The sequence below is a fragment of the Paenibacillus whitsoniae genome (genome assembly GCF_003955665.1).
GTDB classification, from domain to species: domain Bacteria; phylum Bacillota; class Bacilli; order Paenibacillales; family NBRC-103111; genus Paenibacillus_E; species Paenibacillus_E whitsoniae.
In genome coordinates, this window is sequence record NZ_RXHU01000094.1 from 42,583 (window position 1) to 63,440 (window position 20,858).

Sequence of the window (20,858 nt, forward strand, 5' to 3'; positions counted from 1 at the left end):
TCGCACTCCTCACAAGAATTTAGGATCTACATAGTTAGTTTAATAAACGAACTTACTATTTCTATTATAGGCGATCCCGGCAAAACATCAAGTCTTATCTTTCCGCGATGTCCACACGGCAGTCCAACGTGCCTCTTTTCAAATCATGGCGAAAATCCTCTACAATAAGACGAGCATGTCAATGCGGAAGATGAGTTCCGCTCACTTCACGAAGGGAAGGATGTCCCATGCGAGCCTTGTCCAAATTGAGCCCGAGCGGCTGGTTCCGCAATCTGCTCATTCGCCATAAAATCATGTTCATCTACGTCCCGCTGATTTTCATCCCGCTGCTTGTGCTCGGGGTTGTGTCCAACCAAATGTATACGAATGCCATTATTAAAAAGACGATCAAGAACGTCACGGACAATTCTTCGCTCATTATCACCCGGATCAATGGGATGTTGACAAACGTGGAAGGCTGCGCGAATATGCTCACGATCAACTTGAACAGGGTGCTGGTGGACGAAGTCCTGACAAGCGGCGCCTCCGAGAACAATTTGCAGCTTTACACGCAGATTACGAATCAGCTCAGCTATGCGATGCTCGTTTTTCCGGATGTGCAATCCGCCGCGTTTATCGACAGCTCGCATAAAGTATACGGCTCGAATTTCCTTATGGAGCGAAATACGGCGGACATGCTGGCAAGCGATCTGCTGACACAAATCGACGCCTCGAACGGAACGAATCTCTGGTTCCCGATTCAGAAGCGGAACTACTTGACAGCGAGCCCCGACGACGCGGTGCTGACGTTGGGCAAGCGTATTGTGAATATCAACACGGGGCAAAAGCTGGGGCTGCTCGTGCTGAATCTGAAGGAAAGCTCGATTTCCGCGATTTACAGGACGATCGGTTCGATTCAGGACGGCAGCTATCTCATCGCGGACGGCCGCGGTCTCGTCATGTCCTCCCAGCATCCGCAGGAGCTGCTGCAGGAAGTGCAGGATCCCGAGCTGCGGGCGTGGATCGCCGCGAGCGACAACACGTCCGACTTGGCCACCTTCGAGAACGGAGCGAATGTCGTGGTCAGCTCGGAGCTGCCGCGCTTCGGCTGGAAGCTTGTGTCGATCGCGCCGCTGCACTCCCTGACGGCCGACACGCGTAAAATAACCGTGCTGATCCTCCTGATCGGCGGGCTTTGTCTGTTATTTGCCGTTCTCGGCGCGACTGTCCTGTCGAAACTGATTGCGAAGCCGATCATGGGCCTTACCAAGCACATGAAAAAGGTCAAGGAAGGAAATCTGGAACTGGAATTCCCTGTAAATTCCGAGGACGAGCTCGGGATGCTTTCCTCTGGTTTTAACGCGATGATTCGGCGTATCCAGGAGCTGCTGACGCGCATTAATTTTGAACAGAAGAAAAAGCGGGAGTACGAGCTGGCGCTCATTCAGGCGCAGATCAAGCCGCATTTCCTATATAACACGCTGGACGTTATCTACACGCTGTCCGAAATGGGACGCGCGCGCGACGTGCAGCGGACGACGAAGGCGCTCGCGGACTTTTATCGCGTGGCGCTCAGCAAAGGGCGGGAAACGATTACCATTGCCGAGGAAATCCGCAATGTGAAGGACTATTTATCGATTCAGCGCATTCGCTACTCGGACGTGTTCAATTATGAACTCGACATTGAGAACGCCGTGCTGGACGGATTGATTCCGAAGCTGACCATTCAGCCGCTCGTTGAAAACGCGATCTACCATGGGTTAAAAACGAAGGGCTGCTTCGGGCATCTGCATGTCAGCGGAACGGTGGAAGCGGGAAAAATCAAAATCACCGTCCACGACGACGGCGTCGGAATGCCGCCGGAGCGGCTCCAGCAGCTGCAGCGCACCATAGAGGCGGAGCAGGAAGGGATTGGCTTCGGTTTGCGCAATGTGTGCAATCGCGTGAAGCTTTATTTTGGCGAGGAATACGGCCTTGAAATCAGCAGTGAGCGGGAAGCGGGGACGCGTGTAATCCTATGGCTGCCGAATTGGAATGAGGAAGGGGAACCACATGCAGAAAATACTGATCGTAGATGATGAACTGATTTTTCGCGATTACCTGCGCTCGGTGTTGGACTGGGAAGCGTATGGATTTGAAATTTGTGCGGAAGCGAGAAACGGACTGGAAGCATTGGACATGGCCGCGGAGCATCGGCCGGACATTGCACTCGTCGATATTACAATGCCTTTTATGGACGGTTTGCAGCTCACCGAGCACATGAAGGAGTTGTACCCGGATACGAGCGTGGTGCTGATCACAGGGCACAATGAATTCGATTACGCCCGCAAGGCGCTGAAGCTTGGGGTCGAAGACTATATTTTGAAGCCTTTTTCGAAGGACGAGCTTGTGTTGACTTTGCTGAATTTGCAGAAGGAGCACCTGAAGGCACAGGAAGAGAAGTCGACACTCCGGGAAAATCGGCAACTCATGAAAGAGAGCTTCCTGAATCATCTCATCGGGCCCGACTATCACCACTCCGATGAGGAGACCTTGCAGCGGCTCCAACAGTTCGGGGAGTCGCTGACTTCCGGCTGCTATGTGGTCGCCTGCATCGAGATCGATCAGATGGATCAGAAATGGACGCAGGTCAGCGAGCGGCTGCTGTGGAAATACGCGGTTACCAACATTTTGAACGAGGCGCTGGAGGAGAGCGGGAGTCACACGATTTTCAATGGACCAGAGGGACGCATCATTTGTCTGGTCGAGCACAAGAACCGGAAGGCACTCGAAATACCGGCGCTTGCCGGCTATGAGAAGTTGATTTTTCTGGTCAAAAAATATCTCAAATTCACGATTACGATTGGCGTCGGCCGCAGCCACAGCGGCTATTCGGGCATCCGAGATTCGTATCTCGAGGCGCTGGAAGCTCTCCAGCACAAGTTCGTGCTGGGCAGCGATCGCGTGATCGCTTACGGTACGCATACGCTTGAAACGGGCGGGCAAGCTTTTTATCCTGCGGAAATGAATGAGGAACTGCTTGTGCAGCTGCGCATGCAGAACGAGGATCAAGTTCACACGATACTGGAAGAAATTTACCAAACGATCCGCGAGAAAAGACTGTCGCTGGACTATACCTATGTGATCTCTATGGGACTTGTGTCCGTGTGCCTGTCCTATGTGGCGGAGAATGGGCATCCGATCGAGGACTGCTTCGGGGAGTCGTTCTTCCCATATACCGAAATTAAGCGGCTGGAAACGATTGATGCTGCGCTGGAATGGATTCAAAGATTATTTGAAAGGGCCCACCATTATACCGGCAAGCACCGGAAAACCCGCTCTTCAAAGATCGCGCAGGCAGCCAAGACGTACATCGAGATCAGCTACGCCGACCCGGAGTTGCAGCTCGACCAGATTGCGCAGCACGTATTTATTAACGCAAGCTACTTGCGGGCGGTGTTTAAAAAGGAAATCGGCATGACGGTGACGGATTATGTGACCCATGTACGGATGCACAAAGCCAAGGAGATGCTCGGAAAGGGCAATATTCGCCTGGCCGACATCGCGGAGCAGATCGGGTACAGCGATCCGAGCTACTTCAGCAAGAGCTTTAAAAAGTTTTTCGGTTATTCCCCCAGCGAGTATGAAAACAACCGATTCAGCTAAGTGAAAAAAACCGAAGGCGAATGTGCGGATTTTACAAGAAGCCCTCGGTTTTTCCATTATCACGCTCCCCCATTCCTTCTATACTTACGTTGTAAAGGAAAGAGAAACGCTTACGCGGTAAGCCTTCTCCACACAGATTGGGAGGTCAAATCGATGAGAAAAATGGCAGTTTTACTGACAAGCGTACTGGTCAGCTCAAGTCTTGCGGCATGCGGTTCCACGGATACGGCAAAAGAAGCGTCCTCCCCGGCGGCACAGACAGCAGCACCGACGGCGGCCGCAGCGAAGAAAGAGGATGCCAAGCCGATCAAGCTTCGCATCTATGCGCAGTATGCGGATGAAGATACGAAAACACCTTACGACTACGCGGTAGCGGAGCTCAAGAAAGAGATGCCGAACGTGGAGCTGGAACTGGACGTACAAGCGCAGGACGATGGGCAAAAGCTGAAAACGTACGCGGCAACAGGCAATTTGCCGGATATTTTCCAAGCGGGTCTCGACATCATTGACACGTTCAAAAAGTCGAATAACATTCTCGTACTCGACGACTACGTCACGAAGCTCGGATTCAAAGACAAAATGCAGCCAAGCGCAATGAACACGCTCGTAACGGACGACGGGCATACCTACGCGTTCCCTTACGCGGGCAATGAAATGGCGCTGCTGTACTACAACAAAGAGTTGTTCCAGCAGAACGGCGTCAAAGTACCGACCACATACGATGAGTTGATGACGGCGGTGAAAACGTTCAGCAGCAAAGGCATCACGCCGCTGTCGCTGTTCGCGAAAGAGAAGTGGCCTTGCGTCGCGCTTTACGACATGTTCGTTACACGCGCAGAGCCAGGCGGCATTCTGAAGCTGGACAAAGGCCAAGCGAAGGTAGAGGACCCAGCGTACAAGAATGCGGCGGAGCAAATTGTGAATCTGGTTAAGGCCGGTATGCTGCCGAAAGGCGCGACGAACTTGAACTATGACCAAGCGGCAGCGCTGTTCCACGAAGGCAAAGCGGCGATGTTCGTCAACGGTCAATGGGAGATTGAAGCGGCGACGAAGGAGCTTGGCGATAAAGTCGGTTATATGTACATCCCTGCATCGGACGCTGCGGCGTACGAGAAGGGCAAAACCGCATTCAGCGGCAGCGGCGGCCCTGGCGGCTATGCGGTGTCGGCGAATACGAAGGATAAAGACACTGCGGCGAAAGTCGCGGCGTTCCTTTCCTTGAAATATGCCGAATATAAATATACGAATAGAAGCAATCCGATTGTGGCGACGAAGGTGGATAAACCGGTCGTGAAGCCTTTCCCTCCGATGATGGAGCAGCTGTCCAAGGATATTCCGAAAACGACCAGCACGACGGCGTTCTCCTGGGGTCTCTCCAACGCCAAATTCAAAGCTGCGCTCGAAGATGCGGCTCAGAACCTGATGACCGGCAACTATACAGCCGATCAGTTTGTGAAGGATGTCAGCAAAGCGGCGCCCGCAGCAAAATAATTCAGTTGGGATGGAGAAACTCACACTGTGCCGAGGCCGGGCGGTGTGAGTTTTTCACACCAGGAGGATGTGATGGGATGAACAAATTTATGGGCAACAAAACGGCCATTGCGCTTTTTACGCTGCCGGCGCTTTTGCTGTATTCGGTCATCGTGTTTTATCCGATTTTGCAGACGTTTTATCGCAGTACGTTTGAATGGGACGGTCTCAGTCAAGGAACATTTATTTTTCTAGACAACTATGTGCAGTTGTTTCATGACCGTATTTTCTACACGTCGCTGTACAATGGGCTCGTCTTTGCCGCTATTCTGGCCGTCGTGCAGATCGGCATCGGGACGGTGCTGGCTTTTACCGTCGCGGAAGGGTTTAAAGGCAGCAAAATTCTGCGCATTTCCTATTTCATTCCGGTCGTGCTTTCCATCACGGTCGTCTGTCAGCTGTGGTTGGCGATGTATAACAGTGAATATGGACTATTTAATAAAATATTTGAGGCACTCGGCATCTCCTACCGGCAAGATTGGCTCAGCAACAGCAAAACGGCGATTTTTGCCATCGCCTTCGTCAACGCGTGGCAGTATATGGGCTACCAGTTCGCGCTTATTCTCGCGGCTGTCAAATCGGTTCCGGAGCAGTACCTGGAGGCGGCTCGCATCGACGGCGCGTCCAAATGGAAAGCGCACTGGAAAATTACCATTCCAATGCTGGCGGAAACGTATAAATTTTGCCTCGTGCTGGCCATCACAGGAGGGCTTAACGCCTTCGCCAACATGTTCATTATGACGGGCGGCGGCCCGGGCAACTCGACGTATACGCTGACCTATCTCATGTACCGCTCGGCGTTCAGGGTCGGGGAGTTCGGCTACGGCTCCGCAGCCGCGGCGTTCCTCGTCATCGAATGTCTCATCGTGACACTCGCGATCAACCGTCTCATTGCCCGAGAACGGATCACATATTAAGGAGGGCTGGCGATGATGCTGACCTTGCGCAAACTGAAGGCCAAGAACCCATTGCTCGGCGCCTTCCTCTGGATCTATGCCGCGCTGTCGGTCTATCCGCTGGTGTGGATGGTGTTCTATTCTTTTAAAAATAACAACGAAATTTTCGTGACGAATCCGTTCGGCATTCCGCTGCATTTGCGGTTTGAAAATTATTTCGACGCCTGGTCGCGGTTCAATGTGCCGGTCTATTTCTGCAATTCCTTGCTCGTCGCGGCATCGACGGTCGTCGGTACGATCGTGCTAGCCGTCACGTTCTCGTATGCGGTCGCGCGTATGCAATGGCGGCTGAAGGAAGCAGCCCGTGTGTACGTGGTGATCGGGATGTTCATTCCCGTTCAGGTCATCATGATCCCGCTGGCGATTCTCGTTCGGGATTTCCATTTGGCGAACACGTACTGGGCACTCATTGTGCCGTACATCGCGTTCAACCTATCCTTTTCGAGTATGGTGTTCTACGGCTTCTTCCGGAGCATTCCGGTCGAGCTGGAAGAGTCGGCGTGCATGGACGGCGCGAGCATTTATCGGACGTTCTACACGATCATTTTGCCGATTATTAAGCCTGCGATTGCGACGATGGTGATTTTCGTCTTCTTGTCGGCGTGGAACGAATTCACGATGGCGCTCATTCTCATTACGAAGGAGTCGCTCAAAACATTGCCGCTCGGCCTACTCTTCTTCCAAGGACAGTTCACGACGAATTGGGGCGCGATGGGGGCAGCGATGACGATTGCTTCCTTGCCGACCGTGCTGGTGTATGTGCTGTTCAGCGAACAGGTGGAGAAAGCGTTGACTGTCGGATCGGCGGTAAAAGGGTAACACGTAGCTAACGAAATATGTGCATGAAGCGTCTCTTTTGGTCTCGGCCATCAGGACGTTTTTTTTGCTTTGCGCTCGCAAAGCGTGGTACTCTCTTAGAAGATAATTGAAGCAAGGATTTCATGGTAATTACGGGGGCGCATGATCGTTCGAAAACTTGAAAAAGTCATTTTATGGGCAGGCCTTCTTTTCTTTGCCTGCGTCTTTTTGTTCAGTCTGGTCGCTCGCACCGGCTTAGCCGGCCATCGGGATATTACGCTGGGCCTCGCCGGCTTCCCCGATCTGCGGATCGGGCTGGAGAGCCATCCGGCGGTGACACTGGGGCTCCTTATAACGGTACTGGCCGCCTACACAGGCGTCGGCTTATGGCTGCACAAGCGGCCGGCTTCCCGCGGTAGCTTTCTTCTCGGCCTGTTGGCTGTCGCCGTCAGTTTGCGCCTTGCCGCCGTATTCTACTTGGACACGCAGCCCGGATCGGACTTCCGGGTGCTGTACGAGAACGCGCAGAAGGCGGCTGCGGGGGATTTTTCATTTGGCCATTCGGAGTATTATGTACGCTGGGTCTACCAGCTGGGGTATACGCTGTATCAAGGGCTCATTCTCTCGTGGTTCGGTCCAGGGCTCTTGCCGCTTAAACTGTTCAACGTACTGTTCGATACGCTGACTGTGGTGCTGGTGTATCGGATCGCTGCGAACGTGTTTGGCGAGACAAGCGGCAGAATGGCCGGCCTTCTCTATGCTACTTATGTGCCGAATCTGCTCATGAGCGCGGTGCTGTCCAATCAGCACTTGTCTACGCTGTTCTTCGCGGCAGGATGCTGGGCGGCGATTGCGCTTAGGCATCGGAAATCACCGTGGGGGATGGCGGCTGTGGGAGTTTTGTTTGCGGCGGGGACGACGTTTCGGCCGATGGGGGCTTTTTACGCCGGGATCTTATTGCTCTTCCTGCTGGCGGTGGCGTGGCAGAGAGAAGGCAAGCTTCGTTACCAGCTCGGCGAACTGGCGAAGAAAGCGGCAGTATTCGCAGCCGTGTACCTGATCATGCAGCAAGCCGTAGCCTACACGCTGATTGCGCAAGGGGTGACGGAGGTCAATCTATACGCCAACCAGGAGCCGTATTGGAAGTTTATGGTGGGGATGAACAGCAGCTCCTACGGCTTCTGGAACGAAGATGATGCGGTCTACGCTTCGCAATTCCCGCTCGGCGAGCAGCGGAATCATATGGAAAAGATGCGGTTTATGGAGCGCCTGCACGATGTGAAAGCGATGCCTGCTTTATTCGTTTCAAAATGGGCGGTGATGTGGGCCGGCAATGACGAATCGATTCTGTGGAGCCTGGAAGGCACGGATCGCACGTATTTGCCGTTAAATGTTCTGGCTATGGAACGGGCGCAGTATATGGCGATGGCCGTCATGGGATTTGCTGCGCTGTATGTGTTGTTGTTTAAGCGTGCAAGAAATGCCGGAAGGCCGCAAGAAAGCCCGGAGAAAGGACCGGTTCTCTTCCTTCTTGCTCTGCTGCTCGCCTATGCGGCGCTTCATCTCGTGATTGAAGTGCAAGTGCGCTACAGGCTGGACATCATGCCCTTCTTCACTGCCATTGCAGGGTTTGGCTGCCTGACGCTCGGCAGGGGTGTGGAGAAACGAAGAAAAGCTGAGCAAACGAACGACAAGGCGACCGGCCTTTAAGCTGGCCATGATCATCGCAAGAGAAGGAGGGCTATCATCATGCTCAAGCGGATATTTATCAAGCGCAGCAGCGTTCAGCATCGGATGCTGCTCGCTTTTCTCGCGTTGGTGGTGGTGCCGTTAAGCATCTTCAGCTATTTCTCGCTGACGATTTCCAGCAATACGATCGAGAAGCAGGCCGGCGAAGCGAAGCTGAAGTCGCTTGGCTTGATTTCGCAGAAGCTGGGCATCATGGCGTCCGATTTGACGGCGATTTCCAATATTTATTTTTCCAACGAAGAGCTGCGTTCCCTGCTGCAAAGCCCGGCGGGCGACCAGGCGTACCAAGAGCGGCTGCAGCGGCAGTTTTTGACCAAGCTGATCGTTTCGTACCGGTATGCCTACACATGGCTCGATTACTACACCTCGATTTTCGGGTTTAATAATGTGGAGCTGCATACGTTCTATAACGGACCGAAGATTGGGATTGACACATTTCGGGGCGACAGCTGGTTTCAAGAGGCGGTGAAGGAGAACGGGGGCATTGTCTGGATCACAAATCCGTCGCCGAGCTTGACGCCGACCATTAACGACGACTACTACGTATCGGCGATTCGCTTGCTGAAAGATTTTGAGAGCAATACGACGGTGGGCATGCTCATGATCAATGTAGGCGAGAGTTTTATCTACAAGCAGTATGGGGATGCGGCGAGCGAAGGCGAGCAGATTCTTATTTTCGATCGCGGGGGCACCGTCGTTTCCGCTACAGACAAGCACCGCCTTGCGGAAAGCATGACACAGGCCCCGTACTATAAACAATTTACCGGGGATGAAGGCCGGTTTAACGTAACCATCGACCGCAAGCCGATGCTGGTGACATACCATAAAGTCAGCTCCACGGATTGGACGATCGTCTCGTATACGCCGCTGAACACGCTGCTTGCGAATGTGACGCGATCCAAGTGGATTACGCTTATTGGACTTGCCGGTCTGATGCTGCTTTCGGTCATCCTGTCCTATGTCATTGCGAGCCGCCTCTCGGTGCCGATTCGCAGGCTGTATGCCAGTATGAAGCGGGTTGAAATGGGCGATCTGAGCGAACGGACGAAGGTTCACAGCAATGACGAGATTGGGGAGCTCGCCGGGAAATTCAATCAGATGGTCGAACGCATCGAGGAATTGCACGACCAGGTCATTGTCGAGCAGGATTTGAAGCGCAAATCCGAGCTGCAAAATTTGCAGTCGCAAATTAATACGCATTTTTTATATAACACGCTGGCGTCGATTCGTTCCTTACTGCTGACCGAAACGAGAGAAAAGGTGGATCAAGTGATCGTTTCGCTGGTGAAGCTGCTTCGCAAGACATTATCGGACGAAAGCGAGTACATCACGATTGGGGAAGAGTTGGACAACCTCCAGAACTATGTCAATATTCAAATGGCGCGGCAGTATGACAAATTGCAGGTGCATTTTGAGATTGAGGAGCATATCGGCTCGTATCGGACGTTGAAGCTGCTTCTGCAGCCGTTGGTGGAAAATGCGATTTTCCACGGGATCGAGCCGAAGGAAGGGCCAGGCGAAATCGTGATTCAAGCCTGGGAGGAAGCGGGCGAAATCAGGCTGCGGATTACGGATAACGGTGTCGGCATTGCCATGTCGGAGGAAATCGGAAGCGGTTCCCTGACAGAGCGTGTGCTAGCCTCGGCGGGAGGCGTTGGGCTGCGCAATGTGCAGACCCGGATGCGCACGCATTTTGGGGAGAAGTTCGGCTTGCAGGTGCTTCATGCGGATGAGCGGGGCACCAGCATTGCGTTAAATTGGCCGGTCTTTATGCGGGTAGAGGAGTTGAAACGGAAATGAACATCGTGCTGGTGGATGACGAAGCGCAAATTCGTCGCTGGCTGGAAATTTTGCTGAATCAAACGGGACTGGGGGTTCAACTGATTGCGAATTGCAGCAACGGTAAAGAGGCGCTGGAGGTGTGCCGAACCCGCGAAATCGACGTGGTGATCACGGATATTAAAATGCCGGTCATGGACGGCATCGCACTGATCCGAAGCCTGAAGGCGGAGCGCCCCTCTATTGTGAGCTTCATCCTAAGCTCCTACAGTGAGTTTCATTATGCGTCCGAGGCGATCAAGGCCGGGGCTTACGATTATTTGCTAAAGGCGGAAATTACGCCTGACGATCTTCGCCAAGCGCTGCTCAAGGCACAGGAAGCGATTGACAAGGAGCGGATGCGCCAGCGCGAAGTGTTTAGTTTAAAAAGCGAGCTCAACGGCAATCAATATGCGCTGCGCTCTTTGTTCTTCCGCGACCTGCTGCGCGGGGCAGCTGTCCAAGCCGCGGAATTTGAGGAGAAGATGCGGATGTTCCGCATACCGCTTCGCGGCAAGCACCTCATGATGATGGTGCTGCGAAGCGACGAGCACGGGGAAGTAAAAGAGCGCGCCAAGATCAGCGAGCCCGAGCTGCTCGAATCCGCTGTGATCAACATCATTGATGAAACGCTGCGGGTTGAAACGGATAGCGGATGCTGTTTTGTTGCGGAAGAGAATACGTATGTGGCGCTGTACAATTACGGAGACTGGGGAGAGAAATCGCTCCGCGAGACGACACTGCGCCACGCGCACCGGATTTCCGGCTACCTGCTTGAACTGCTCGGTTTATCGGTTTCCGTCGGCATCTCCTTGCCTGCAATGAAATTGACATCGCTGGCCGAGCAGTTTGAAGAGGCGAGATTGGCGCTGAGTCATAAACAATTTTACGCGCGGCGAAGCATCGCTTGGTACGTGGATGAGGACAAGGGTGCGGGTGGCGGCCCTGAGCGGCGACAGCACCAGTTGGATCATCTGTCCGAACTGCTGGATCGCGACGAGTTTGACCGCATCGTTCCCTATCTCCGATTGGTCATGGAGGAAGTAGGCCAAACTATGGCGTGGAGAGAGAAAGAGCTGAAAGCGTTCTGCATCGAAGCTGTGTTTTTGCTGCAGCGGACGGTGCGCCGACTCAAGGCCGCGGCGGGGCTTGATGATGTGCGGCAGCAGGAAGCTGAGCGCCCCCATGAAGTGATCGCAAGCCTGCCGACGTTCGAGCACGTGAACGAGTGGCTGTTGGCGCGCGCCGTTCAAGCGATGGAGGAAGCGCATGCGTTTCAGCACCCGTACAGCGAAGCGATTCGCAAGGTGTGCGACTACGTCAAGGCGAACTATGCGGCCGGGGTTTCCTTGCAGGAAGCGGCAGATTACGTGCACCTCAATCGCAATTATTTGAGCGAGCTGTTCAAGAAAGAAACCGGCATTTCCTTCAATGACTTTTTGACCCAAGTGCGCATCGAGAAAGTGAAAGAGCTGATCGTGGAAGGCAAGACGCCGATCGGCCAGCTCTGCGAGAAGGTCGGCTATCCGGACGGCAGCTATTTATCGAAAGTTTTTAAAAAAGTGACCGGCATGACGCCCCTCGAATTTAAGCGAAAAAAGGGGTAGCCGTTTCAGATCCTTCTTCTTCCGAACAAGAATGAAGGGTCTTTTTGTACGAAATCATGACAAAAGGTGCCGAAGAAAAGAACAAAAATCGGCGGAAAGCCCCCCTATAATTAGGGTACGGCAGCAAGGAAAGCCGATAAAACAACAAAAAGGCAGGGAAGCGCATGAAAGCACGGGGGAAAATGGCAGTAGGCGCGACAACGCTCAGTTTCATGATGATGCTGACAGCTTGCGGATCAGATACGGGCTCAACAACGGAGACGACAGGCTCGGCTGCGCCAAGCGGCGGTGCGGCAGGAGCGAAAGGGGGGAAGCAGGTCGAAATCTCGTTTGCAAACTGGATCTCGGTCGAAGACGGGACGAAAGAAGCGTATAACCAACTAATCGCAGAGTTTGAGAAGACGCATCCCAACATCAAAGTGAAGTCCATCGGCATTCCATTTGCCCAATTCAAGGATCAAGTGCTCGTTAGCTCGGCCGGCGGCAATCCGCCGGATGTGACGATGTCTAACCAGAATTTTACGCCAGCTTTTGTCGGCGCCAAAATTGCGGACCCGCTAAACGATCTGCTTGGCGGGGAGATGATGAGCGACATCGTGGACGGCAGCAAAGCCGGGGTCACGTTTGATGGCAAAGTAATGGCAATGCCGTGGGCGCCGCATCCGAGCGCGCTGTTCTGGAACAAGACGCTGTTCAAGAAAGCTGGGCTTGATCCGGAGAAACCGCCGACAACGTGGGACGAGATGATTCAGGATGCAAAGAAAATTGCCGCCCTCGGCAAAGACGAGAAAGGCACGCCGATCTACGGTATCGGCGAGACGGGCGCTTCCGACTCGTACACAGGCAACATGCTGCTGCGGATTGCGTATTCGTACGGTGGTAAGTTCGTCGATGACCAAGGCAACATTGTTTACGATCAAGGCACGGCGCTGAAGGACGCGCTTTCGTATATGAAAGATATGATCGGCGGCAAAATTTCTCCGAAAGGCTCGATGATGTCCGATCTTCGGCCGATGTTTGCGACTGGCGCACTCGGCATGATTGTGGATGGCGACTTCGGCCGGACGAATTTCCGCAACATGAGCGGCAAGGGCGCAGAGTTTGATAAAGAGTGGGGAGTCACGACGGTTCCCGTCGGCAAAACCGGCAAAAGCGAAACGTTCTTCACCGAACATCAGCTCGTCGTGTCGGCAGGCAGCAAGAACAAGCCGGAAGCGGCGGAGTTCGTGAAGTTCCTCGTTTCCAAGGAAGCGATGGGCATTTACCATAAGCTGAATGGCGTCATGTCTTCTCGCAAATCGATCGCGGCACTGCCGGAAATGAACGAGGATACGTATTCTAAAGTGTTTAACGAACAGATGAAATCGGCGTCGCCGCTTCCGGCTACGAATCCGAAGTTCGATAATGCGATGAAAAATTCGACAGATATGATCGTCATCGTAACCGAAGGCGGAAAAAGCCCGGACGAAGCGATCTCGACCGTTGTTCCTAAAATTAAAGAACTATACAAAAAATAGAGACCGGCATCAGGCGAAGGCGTGACTGCGCTTTCGCCTTTCGCTTGCCATAGCCGAACAGGATGGAGGGAGAGAAAGTGAACGTAAGGTTAACCCGGCATCATAAAAATATTATTTTCGCCACGGTGCTGCTGCTGCCGTCAATCGCCCTGCTGGCGCTGACGATTATCAGCCCGCTGATCAAGTCTGTGCTCATGAGCTTTACCGATTACTCGCTGCTCTCGCCGGATAAGCATTGGAACGGTTTTGCCAATTACACCGAGCTGCTGCGCTCTTCCGAGTTTTATCATTCCTTGCGCGTTACGCTCGTTTACGTCGTCATCACGGTCATTCTCGATCTGATGCTAGGAATGGCGCTGGCGGTCGTGTTAAACCGGAACATCAAGTTCCGCGGTTTCTTCCGCAGCATCATCATGATCCCGTGGGCGATCCCGACAATTGTAACCGCACTCATTTTCATGTGGATTTATCAAGGGGATTACGGCGTGCTCAACTATACGCTGGTACATCTGGGAATGATTGATGCCAATATCAATTGGCTTCGCACGATGAGCGTGGCGCTGCCGAGCATTATCGTCGTCGCCGTATTCCGGCAAACGCCGCTCGTATCGGTGATGCTGCTGGCGGGGCTGCAAGGCATTTCCGGCAGCTTGTATGAAGCGGCGCGCATTGACGGGGCGAGCAGCTGGCGCATTTTTACGAACATTACCTTGCCGATGCTCAAACCGGTCATTTCCAGCGTAACGTTGATCATGATCGTTAATAACTTTCAAATGTTTACGCTGTTCTTCACGCTGACCAACGGCGGTCCTGCGGGCAGCACTACGTCGCTCGCGATTATGACGTATTTTACCGCGTTCTCGAAATATGAGATGGGCAAAGCTTCGGCGATTGGCGTCATCTGGCTCGTGCTCTTGTTCGCCTTTTCCATGATTTTCACACGCCTGACCAATCGGGACGATCGATAGGAGGTAAGCAGCTTGAATGCTATAACCAAAACAGTGCCGGTCGCCCGCGCGGCTGGCAAGAAGAAATCCAGAAACAGCGAGCTGGGCAGCTATTTATTTCTCGCGGCGATCCTCCTTTTCTTGATGTTCCCGGTATATTGGATCGTCGTCACGTCTCTTCACACGAACGCGGAGCTGCTGCAGCTGCCGCCGAAATGGTTCCCGCTGCACCCGAATTTTGCAAGCTACCTCGAGATTTTGAAATCATCGGTGTTTCTCACCTTTTATAAAAATACATTGATTGTCGCTTCAGGCGCTACGATTGTCTGTATCTTTGTCTCGATTTTTGCCGGGTATGCGTTGTCCCGCTTCAAATTCAAAGGGGCTAACCTGCTGACGCTGCTGTTCCTGTCCGCACAAATGTTTCCGACCGTCACGTTGGTGATCGGGCTGTATTCCCAGTATCAGGCGTTGCATCTGCTCAATACGCATTTTGTGCTCATTCTGGCCTCGACCTCCACGTCGCTACCGTTCTCCATCATGCTGATGCGGACTTTCTTCAACGGCATCTCCCGTGAGCTGGAGGAAGCCGCAGAAATTGACGGCGCCTCGCGGTTCAAAACGCTGTTCACGGTCATCGTCCCGCTGTCCAAGCCGGGTATTATGGCGATTGCGATCTATACATTCCTCATTGCATGGGACGATTTCCTGTTCGGGCTGACGCTGGTTAGCGACATTGGCAAAAGAACGCTGAGCCCCGGCTTATCGTTGACCTATCTCGGCGAGTATTCCGCCAACTGGTCAGGCGCGACGGCGGCTGCGGCTGCCGCGACGATTCCGCTGCTCATCGTCTTCATGTTCCTGCAGCGGTACATGGTGGAAGGATTAACCGCCGGCGGCGTCAAAGAGTAAAACCAACTGAGATTATAGGAGGAGAAATCTATCGTGAGCAAACCGAAACGTCCGAATGTGATCGTTTTCTTTACCGACCAGCAGCGCTGGGATACGTCAGGCTTGCACGGCAACCCGATGGGGCTGATGCCGAACTTCGACCGCATGGCGCTGCAGGGCGCGCATTTCACGCATTCCTTTACGTGCCAGCCTGTGTGTGGACCGGCTAGATCATGTTTGCAGACGGGCAAATACGCCACAACGACGGGCTGCTTTGTCAACGGCATTCCGCTGCCGGAGGATGCGAGTACGCTGGCGCACCATTTTAACGAGGCGGGATACCATACGGGGTATATCGGCAAATGGCATCTGGCCCACGAAGAGCCGGTGCCGGCCTCGAAGCGCGGCGGCTATCAGGAGTGGCTGGCGGCCGATGTGCTGGAATTCAGCTCGGATGCGTACCACACCGTTCTTTATAATAATGATGGGGAAGCCGTCAAGCTGCCGGGCTACCGCGTCGATGCCATGACGGATGCGGCGATTCGGTATATCGATCGTCATCAGGATGATCCGTTCTTCCTGTTCGTGTCGTACCTCGAGCCGCATCATCAGAACCACCGCGACGATTATCCGGCGCCGGATGGCTACGCCGAGCGGTACCGGGGCGGGTGGATTCCGCCGGATCTGGCCGCGCTTGGCGGCACGACGCATGAGCACATCGCGGGCTACTACGGCATGGTCAAGCGGCTGGACGAAGCGCTCGGCCGTGTGATGGACGCGCTCAAGTCATTGGAGCTGGACGAGAATACGATCGTGCTCTTCACGTCCGATCACGGCAACCACTTCAAGACGCGCAACGGTGAATATAAACGTTCCGGCCACGATGCGTCGCTTCGTGTGCCGACCGCGATCACGGGGCCGGGCTTCTTCGGCGGCCGGCAAGTGCGCGAGCTGGTCAGCTTGATCGACCTGCCGCCCACGCTGCTCGACGCCGCTGGCCTACCGGTGCCGGCTGAGATGCAGGGCCGCTCCATGCTGCCGCTCGTGCGCGGCACGGCCGAAGCTTGGCCGGAGGAAGCATTCGCGCAGATCAGCGAATCCGAAGTCGGCCGCGTCGTCCGAACGAAGCGCTGGAAATACGGCATCACCGCGCCGGACCGAAATGCGTTCACGGACGCAAGCTCCGACCGCTATGAGGAGAGCTATCTGTACGATTTGCTTTCCGATCCGTACGAGCTGCGCAACCTCATCGGGGTTGCTTCGCACCGCGAGGTCGCGGATGCGATGAAGGCCAGGCTGCTTCGCCGCATGGCGGAAGCCGGCGAAGCGACCGTGCCGGAGATTGTGCCGGCGCCGGTCGTGGAAGCGGGGCAGCGCAGCGTGAGTGCAACCGAAGTGAACAGCTGAATAGAAAGAGAGCCAGGCGTATTGCTTGGCTCTCTTTGCTGTTGGAGGAAGCTGACGGGCAACTGGCTTGGGGCGCTACCGCGCCGCTTTCCGGAAGTCGCCGGGCGTGACGCCTTCATACCTTTTGAAAAAGCGGATAAAGCTGTTGACATTGTTGTATCCGATGCTGGCCGCGATCTCCTGAATCGTCATTTCCGATGTTATAAGCATCCCTTTGCTCACCTCAAGCCGCTTGATCGTCAAGTATTCCAGCAGCGTTTTGCCCACCTCCTGCTTGAACATGCGGCTGAGATAAGCCGGGTTCAGATTCACCTGATCGGCAATCATCTCAACGGACAAGTCTTGATGGAAGTTGGCGTCCATATAGGCGAGCACGGTATCAATGTAAGCATTTTTCTTGGGCTGATGAAGCTCCAGCGCGTCATGAATGCGTCGTACGATGCCGCAGATCCATGCGTGAATCGCGTGAATCGTTTCTTTGGCAGCCAGCTCCCGGAACAGGTTGTGGTTGGTGCCGAAGATGGCTTCCGTCGAGAGATGAAGCTCGGCCACGCTTCGCAGAAGATCTTCAATAATTTGGCTGTACGCGCGAAAAATAACTTCTTCGCTGAGCTTGGTACGCACCTTGATCTGGCCATAGAGCTCGTCCAGACTGCCGATCGCTTCATCCACTTGGCCAGCCTTTAGAAAGTTTACCATATGCGTCGCAAAATGCGGCGGCAAATAAAACTCAGATTCCGCTTCCTTCACCAAATCCTCATAGCACAGCACGGTGTTCGTACCTGCGACGATTTTGGCACGAATAACATCCGAGGCTTCCTTGTACGAATAGTGCACGTCGGTCAGCTGCCCGTAAGGGCTGCCGATGCCGATGGTGACCGACAGCTTGAGCAGCCGGTCAATGATGCTTTTCATCTGCTCGCCAAGCTGCATAAGCTCCGTTTTGACGTTCAGCGGCTGACCGTCGAGGTTGACCAACAGCAGCAGTTGATTCTCATCCAGCTCCGCGGATAAGGCGGTATAGCGCTCTGCGGCAATTTCCTCCGCTATATTCATAATGGCGTATTTATACAAATTTTGATCCGTGACGGAATAACTGTCCACGAGCAGGCTGTAGTCGTCAATTTCAATCAGAAATACAACATACAAGCTGCCGGAGAAGTTCAGGTGTAAAAAGTCCAGTTTCCCCATCATTTCCGGCAGGGAACTAATCTTATTGTTGACGAGCCCAAGCAGAAAACGCTCCCTCAGCACAGGCAGATTCATGTGAAACTGCTGCTCCCATGCCTCATTTTTGCCGAGGACATGATCGAGCACGTGTGAAATCGTTTCGAGCTCGTTGCGCTGCGGAGAAGAGGGACTGCCGGCCAAAGAGCTGCGCTGGTTGTAAGGAATCGTCTTTTTTAAAAGCAATTGAATTGGACTGACCATGCGTCTCGACATGACATATGACAGGACAACGCCGAGCGCAACGAGTACAATGAAGGCAGCCCAAGCGACGCTGCGAATGTAGGAAAGCTTGGAGAGCAAGTATTGAAGCGGCGTCTCCGTCACGATGCTCCAGCCATTGTGTAGTGTTCGGACGTAGGTCAGCAGGTCTCGTTCCCTGCCTTGCTTTAGAATGCGATAGCCGATGTCTGTGCCGTCAAGAAGACTTTCACGAAACAGCGCTTGCACATGTCCTGCATCCGGGTGTTGAGTAGCTGAAGAAGACACCAGGTTGCCCTCTGCATCCACAATATAGGTTGTCGTATGCTGGTTGCCTTCCAATTTTTGCAGCAGCCCGTTTAGGACGGATTCATGCATGTGTACCGCAAGCAGCGCTTGGAAACCGGCCCGCTGAATCGGAACCTTGACGACATAGGTGACAATATTGTCCAGATCATAATTGTTGCCTGGACGGGAAGATAGCCAGATTCCTGAAGCGGGGGAGTCCGTGCCGGCTGGAATCCAGCTATCTTTGTCAGCGCCTGTATAGGTGCGCGTGTAGCCGTCCGAGGCCAGAATCAGATTCTTATCTTTGGCGTAGAAATCGATCGATTGAATAGCCTGGTTGGCCGCTGCCGCCGTTTTCAGAATATCGCGGGCTTCATTGAGCAGAAACGGATTCCCCGGTTCGTTCAAAAAGCTTGTGATCCTTCCCTCAAGCCCGATGCGAATCGCAATCGATTGCATCTCCGCCACCGCGTTCTCCACGGAAGCGTTTTTTTGCTTGGCGGCGTGAATAGTCGCTTGGCTAAGCTCATTTTCCAAGGTCGATACGGTAAAACTGTAGGAAGCATAACTCAACGCCGCGAGCGGGAGTACAATCACAATAAAATAGGAAGCAAAATAGGTCCAGAATAATTTGGGCAAGTCCCGGATATACGTGCGGAGTTTCATTATCGCGTTCAGCGCTATCACCTGTTTCAAAATAGTAGTTCTATTATGCCACAAATGGTGGCTTTGCGGAGGGAATGCCCTTCAAAAGTCACGAATCGATGAGCAATGTCAGGAGTTGATGATGCGCAAAGTCAGGATTTATGCGCATTCGTCGCGGATTGGCGATATACGGAGGAGGGGGCATGCCGCAATAATAGAGACAGAACCGGCACAACTTAAGGGGCTTCAACACAAAGGGAGGAACGAACAATGAATATGAAAAAAGCGGCAAGCCTGACGCTCTCGGCGGCATTAGTTATGGGAGCGCTGACCGCATGCGGGAACAACACAGATACGGGAGCGGAAGCTTCCACGGCAGCTAACGCCGGCAAAAGCAATGAACCGATTAAGCTGACATTCGCTTCGTGGAGCATCAGCGAAGCGGCGACCAAAGGCGCGCTGGAAGAAATGGTGAAAAACTATGAAGCGAAAACGCCGAATGTCAAAATCGAATTTGTCGGAATTCCTTTTTCCGATATTAAACAGCAGACGTTCGTTATGGCTTCCACCGGTAACGCACCTGACATTATTCAAACATTCCCGGCCTGGTTCGGCTCCTATGCCGCTTCCGACATCATTACACCGCTGGACGATCTGATGGGCAAGGCGTACGTTGACGATCTTATGCCGAGCTTTAAAGAAGATTTCTCCTACAACGGCAAGCTGATGGGCGTGCCTTGGGCACCGACGCCGTACATTCTTTACTACAATAAAGATATTTTCAAAAAAGCCGGCTTGCCGGACAAAGCACCTGCTACGATGGATGAACTGCTGAATGATGCGAAAATCATTGCCAATCTGAAAACCGACAGTGGTCAAAAAATTTACGGCTTTGGCGAGCCTACTGATAAGTTGGCGATCAACGGGGAGATTGCGATGCGCAATCTGTACAGCTTCGGCGGCTCGATCCTGGATAAGGACGGCAAAGTGAACGCGAATACACCGGAAATGGTGAGCACGCTGAATTATTACAAAAATTTGGTGAAAGACGGCATCGGTCCATCCGGCGCCAAGCTGAAAGATCTGCGAAACCTGTTCTCCATCGGCCAATTGGGCATGTATGTGGACGGTAATTACGGCAAGGCCGTATTCCGCAATTTGAGCGGCAAAGGCGAAGAGTTCGATAAAGTCTGGGGCGCGGCTCCGATTCCAGCTGGCGCAACCGGCAAGAGTGTATCCATCGGCGAGGCGCACGGGCTCGTCATCTCCGCGGATTCCAAGCACAAGCAAGCAGCCGCCGATTTCATTAAATATTTGACGGATAAAGACGCCATCTCCATCTATCACAAACAGAACGATGTTATCTCCGCGCGCAAGTCGTTAAGCTCGATGTTCACGGAGAGCGAGTTTGATAAAGTGCTGATGCAGCAAATGAACAACATTCAGCCGCTGCCGAAAAATCATCCCGGCATGGAGCAAGCCTACATCGATATTGCCGATGCGCTCCTGAAAGTGTCGACAGATACCGCTCCACCAGAGAAAGCTGCGCAGGAATTGGATGCGAAGCTGAAAACATCTTTGAAATAATCGACAACCATCTGGCGGGAGAGTTCCTACGGACAGTCCGAAGGGGATTCTCCCACCTTATCCGGA

14 protein-coding genes are annotated in these 20,858 nt (G+C 53.4%); 13 read left to right on the forward strand and 1 reads right to left on the reverse strand.

What is annotated here, in order from left to right; translation table 11 throughout:
- The first annotated feature begins 227 nt into the window (after window positions 1-227).
- The 12 genes from EJQ19_RS26905 to EJQ19_RS26960 all read left to right on the forward strand — a co-directional run bounded on the left by EJQ19_RS26905 (window position 228) and on the right by EJQ19_RS26960 (window position 16,844).
- The gene (locus tag EJQ19_RS26905; protein WP_126144316.1) at window positions 228-2,057 is read left to right on the forward strand and encodes a sensor histidine kinase; all 1,830 of its coding nucleotides are present in this window, start codon (window positions 228-230) and stop codon (window positions 2,055-2,057) included.
- Complete coding sequence (locus EJQ19_RS26910; RefSeq protein WP_164716735.1) at window positions 2,032-3,624, forward strand: response regulator; 1,593 nt, start codon at window positions 2,032-2,034, stop codon at window positions 3,622-3,624. The genes EJQ19_RS26905 and EJQ19_RS26910 overlap by 26 nt, the downstream gene beginning before the upstream one ends.
- A 153-nt stretch (window positions 3,625-3,777) precedes the next feature.
- A complete protein-coding gene (locus EJQ19_RS26915; RefSeq protein WP_126144318.1) occupies window positions 3,778-5,115 on the forward strand; it encodes an ABC transporter substrate-binding protein in 1,338 nt (445 codons plus the stop codon).
- Window positions 5,116-5,192: 77 nt separating this feature from the next.
- On the forward strand, window positions 5,193-6,071 hold the full coding sequence (locus EJQ19_RS26920) for a carbohydrate ABC transporter permease (protein ID WP_126144319.1): 879 nt from the start codon (window positions 5,193-5,195) through the stop codon (window positions 6,069-6,071).
- A 12-nt stretch (window positions 6,072-6,083) separates the two neighbouring features.
- The gene (locus EJQ19_RS26925; RefSeq protein WP_126144320.1) at window positions 6,084-6,929 is read left to right on the forward strand and encodes a carbohydrate ABC transporter permease; all 846 of its coding nucleotides are present in this window, start codon (window positions 6,084-6,086) and stop codon (window positions 6,927-6,929) included.
- Between the two features lie 141 nt (window positions 6,930-7,070).
- A complete protein-coding gene (locus EJQ19_RS26930) occupies window positions 7,071-8,618 on the forward strand; it encodes an ArnT family glycosyltransferase (RefSeq protein WP_126144321.1) in 1,548 nt (515 codons plus the stop codon).
- 39 nt (window positions 8,619-8,657) lie between these two features.
- Window positions 8,658-10,457, forward strand: coding sequence for a cache domain-containing sensor histidine kinase (locus tag EJQ19_RS26935; RefSeq protein ID WP_126144322.1), 1,800 nt, complete (start codon window positions 8,658-8,660; stop codon window positions 10,455-10,457).
- Window positions 10,454-12,082, forward strand: a complete 1,629-nt coding sequence (locus EJQ19_RS26940) for a response regulator (protein WP_126144323.1) — start codon at window positions 10,454-10,456, stop codon at window positions 12,080-12,082. The genes EJQ19_RS26935 and EJQ19_RS26940 overlap by 4 nt, the downstream gene beginning before the upstream one ends.
- A 164-nt stretch (window positions 12,083-12,246) precedes the next feature.
- Window positions 12,247-13,599 (forward strand): ABC transporter substrate-binding protein, encoded by a 1,353-nt coding sequence (locus tag EJQ19_RS26945; RefSeq protein ID WP_126144324.1) that lies wholly within the window; start codon window positions 12,247-12,249, stop codon window positions 13,597-13,599.
- A 77-nt stretch (window positions 13,600-13,676) separates the two neighbouring features.
- The gene (locus tag EJQ19_RS26950) at window positions 13,677-14,567 is read left to right on the forward strand and encodes a carbohydrate ABC transporter permease (protein WP_164716736.1); all 891 of its coding nucleotides are present in this window, start codon (window positions 13,677-13,679) and stop codon (window positions 14,565-14,567) included.
- A gap of 12 nt (window positions 14,568-14,579) precedes the next feature.
- Window positions 14,580-15,458 (forward strand): carbohydrate ABC transporter permease, encoded by an 879-nt coding sequence (locus EJQ19_RS26955; protein WP_206438497.1) that lies wholly within the window; start codon window positions 14,580-14,582, stop codon window positions 15,456-15,458.
- Window positions 15,459-15,491: 33 nt separating this feature from the next.
- The gene (locus tag EJQ19_RS26960; RefSeq protein WP_126144326.1) at window positions 15,492-16,844 is read left to right on the forward strand and encodes a sulfatase family protein; all 1,353 of its coding nucleotides are present in this window, start codon (window positions 15,492-15,494) and stop codon (window positions 16,842-16,844) included.
- A 75-nt stretch (window positions 16,845-16,919) separates the two neighbouring features.
- On the opposite strand, the gene EJQ19_RS26965 is transcribed toward EJQ19_RS26960, so the two are convergent.
- Window positions 16,920-19,247 (reverse strand): helix-turn-helix domain-containing protein, encoded by a 2,328-nt coding sequence (locus EJQ19_RS26965; RefSeq protein ID WP_241243102.1) that lies wholly within the window; start codon window positions 19,245-19,247, stop codon window positions 16,920-16,922.
- 228 nt (window positions 19,248-19,475) lie between these two features.
- On the opposite strand from EJQ19_RS26965, the gene EJQ19_RS26970 reads away from it, so the two are divergent.
- On the forward strand, window positions 19,476-20,792 hold the full coding sequence (locus EJQ19_RS26970) for an ABC transporter substrate-binding protein (RefSeq protein WP_126144328.1): 1,317 nt from the start codon (window positions 19,476-19,478) through the stop codon (window positions 20,790-20,792).
- The last annotated feature ends 66 nt before the right edge of the window (window positions 20,793-20,858 follow it).